The sequence below is a fragment of the Piscinibacter defluvii genome (assembly GCF_004011805.1).
Taxonomy (GTDB): Bacteria; Pseudomonadota; Gammaproteobacteria; order Burkholderiales; family Burkholderiaceae_C; genus Piscinibacter; species Piscinibacter defluvii.
Genome location: NZ_RCHJ01000091.1, coordinates 1 through 2,317 on the forward strand (window position 1 = coordinate 1; position 2,317 = coordinate 2,317).

Here is a 2,317-nt window from a genome sequence, read left to right on the forward strand (position 1 = left end):
AACGTTTGAGCTGAGGGGCCGTAGCCGGGAAGGCGCTTGGCCCGCGAGGCGGATGATGAACCACACCGCCTCGTGGGCCAAGCGCCTTGCCGGTGGAGGTCCCGCTCGAGCGAAGGGTTAGGCCTCGCTCGCGGCCTGGGCTAGACCGGGCGCAGCTGCTCGGAGAGGCTGCGGGTCTTTGACGTGACTTCGTTGCCCGTATGTAGGGTGCTCTTGCGCTCTATGAGCATGATGTGGCACTCGTGCTCAGCGATCGGGTTGTGGCGAACGCCCTTGGGGACCACGAAGGTTTCGCCCTCCTGGAGGATCACCGTTCGGTCTTCCATCTCGATGGCGAGTGAGCCCTTGAGGATGTAGAACAGTTCGTCCTCATGCTCGTGGCTGTGCCAAGCAAGGGTTCCGTGCACCTTGGCGACCTTGACGAAGGAGTCGTCCAACTCGGCCACTACACGTGGTGACCAAAGCTCAGTCAGGCTCTCGGCGACGCGGGCAGGGGATAGGGGCTCAGGCATTTGAAGTACCTCCAGCGAGCAGTCTGCCATGGAGCGGTGGATGCAGCGCGCCCGTGGGGATTGCGAGGCCTAACGTTTGAGCTGAGGCGACCGCCGCGGATTGGCGCTTGGGCCGCGAGGCGGATGATGGACCACAACGGCTCGCGGTCCAAGTGCCAAGCCGTGGAGGGTCGCCTCGAGTGAAGGGTTAGGCGTCGCCTTCGTGCCAGAGCTTACCGAGAGACCTTGCGCTCGATTTCGGTGACGACGCCAGCTCGCAAGGTGATGATGGTCAGGGTTTGTGGGTCGCGAGAGTGAGGAAAGTAGGTCCAGGTCTTCTCTTCGGGCTTGCCCTTGACGTCGTTGACGAAGGCCTCGTGATCGGGCTTGCCGATGCGATACATGACCTCACCCTCGTTCATGCCCTTCCGGATGAAGCCTCGTTCGCGAGCGTCCTGAGCGGCGGCGACGGTGCAGGCGAGGGCAAGCGCTGATGGCGCCAAGATGCGGATGAAGTTCATGTTCGGCTCGGAGGAGGTTGGTTGGCCCAAGAACCACGACACGCGAACGCCGCGTTGGTCCCCTCCGGGGCTAACGCGAGAACGGCTTTGGCGTTTACTCGGCAGTGGCGGAGCGGCACTGCGGTTGCCTGCGACGCCTAACGTTTGAGCTGAGGGGCCGGAGCTGGAAAGGCGCTTGGCCCGCGAGGCGGATGATGAACCACACCGCTTCGCGGGCCAAGTGCCTTGCCGGCGGAGGTCCCTCTCGAGCGAAGGGTTAGGCCTCATTCTCCCGGAGCCAATGCGCGGTGATTAGCCACACGCGGGACCAGCGCTGGCGAGAGGCACCGGGCTCGCAGCCGCCTCGGCCACGGATGCCTCAACCTCTGTAGGGATTGCGCAGGTTTGAGAGCCATTCCGGATACGCATCGTGTTCGGCGTAGTACAGAACGGCGCGCATGCGTTGCTCGATTGAGAGCACGGAACCCAGATCATTCAGTACTTCGTCGAGGGCTACCGAAACCTCGAGGAAGTACTCGTAGCCCTGTGCCAGCGTGTCACGGGGGACTCGATAGTCCTCCGTGAGGCGAACAAGTAGTGCCTCGGAGTCGGGTTGCCACGGTCGCTTTGCGACGATGCATAGCGAAGCGTCCGTGGATTCGAGCTCTGCGATGATGTCGCGCAGTCGCTTGGACATGAGGCCTAACGTTTGAGCTGAGCGGACACCACCGGCATGGCGCTTGGGCCGCAAGGTCGATGATAGACAGCACGGCCTTGCGGCCCAAGCGCCATGCCGGTGGAGGTCCGCTCGAGCGAAGGGTTAGGCCTCATTCAGGAGGTGGAGCGATGGTTCGTAGCCGACCTTCCACTCCGCCATTGAGCCCAGGACACCGCACTTCACGCAGCGGTGAACGACCCAAAGCCAACGAATGGCTTTGCCTTCTTCGTACAAGGAGAAGCTGACTCCGACATTGGCAAGGGTAGCCTTGCAGACACACTTGTACTTCTTCATCTTCATGCCTTCCTCGTAGTTCTCGGCACTGTCGCAAACTAGATGCTCGGCACCACAGTTGGAGCAAGTTCGTTTGGCAACGCCTTCGTCTTGCTCGACCTCCAGGCGGAAGACGACTCCGCCACATCGACAGCGTGACAGCCTGAACTCAGTTGCGGCGTAGCTACCAGACGAGAGCGCCTGCAGGTACTCGGCGATGTCTTCGGGTGTTGAACCCTTCCACCACTTTCCTGAAGTGTCGATGGGCATGGGGTATGAGGCCTAACGTTTGAGCTGAGGCGCAGCTGCCGGGTTGGCGCTTGGCCCGCGCGACG

Annotated in this window: 4 protein-coding genes; all 4 read right to left on the minus strand. The window is 62.1% G+C overall.

Annotation, left to right across the window (positions count from 1 at the left end; translation table 11 throughout):
- Nucleotides 1–140: 140 nt before the first annotated feature.
- On the minus strand, nucleotides 141–512 hold the full coding sequence (locus D9C15_RS32960) for a cupin domain-containing protein (RefSeq protein ID WP_128003684.1): 372 nt from the start codon (nucleotides 510–512) through the stop codon (nucleotides 141–143).
- A 212-nt stretch (nucleotides 513–724) separates the two neighbouring features.
- Nucleotides 725–1,012, minus strand: a complete 288-nt coding sequence (locus D9C15_RS32965; protein WP_128003685.1) for a hypothetical protein — start codon at nucleotides 1,010–1,012, stop codon at nucleotides 725–727.
- Between the two features lie 358 nt (nucleotides 1,013–1,370).
- Nucleotides 1,371–1,688 (minus strand): DUF7716 domain-containing protein, encoded by a 318-nt coding sequence (locus D9C15_RS32970; protein ID WP_128003686.1) that lies wholly within the window; start codon nucleotides 1,686–1,688, stop codon nucleotides 1,371–1,373.
- 123 nt (nucleotides 1,689–1,811) lie between these two features.
- Entirely contained in the window at nucleotides 1,812–2,252 is a 441-nt protein-coding gene (locus D9C15_RS33835; RefSeq protein WP_128003687.1) for a hypothetical protein, read from the minus strand.
- Nucleotides 2,253–2,317: the final 65 nt, after the last annotated feature.

What these genes read in the sequence shown, in the direction of transcription:
- D9C15_RS32970 (WP_128003686.1), bottom strand. Translation starts at nt 1,688, where the DNA reads ATGTCCAAGCGACTGCGCGACATCATCGCAGAGCTCGAATCCACGGAC.
- D9C15_RS33835 (WP_128003687.1), bottom strand. Translation starts at nt 2,252, where the DNA reads ATGCCCATCGACACTTCAGGAAAGTGGTGGAAGGGTTCAACACCCGAA.
- D9C15_RS32960 (WP_128003684.1), bottom strand. Translation starts at nt 512, where the DNA reads ATGCCTGAGCCCCTATCCCCTGCCCGCGTCGCCGAGAGCCTGACTGAG.
- D9C15_RS32965 (WP_128003685.1), bottom strand. Translation starts at nt 1,012, where the DNA reads ATGAACTTCATCCGCATCTTGGCGCCATCAGCGCTTGCCCTCGCCTGC.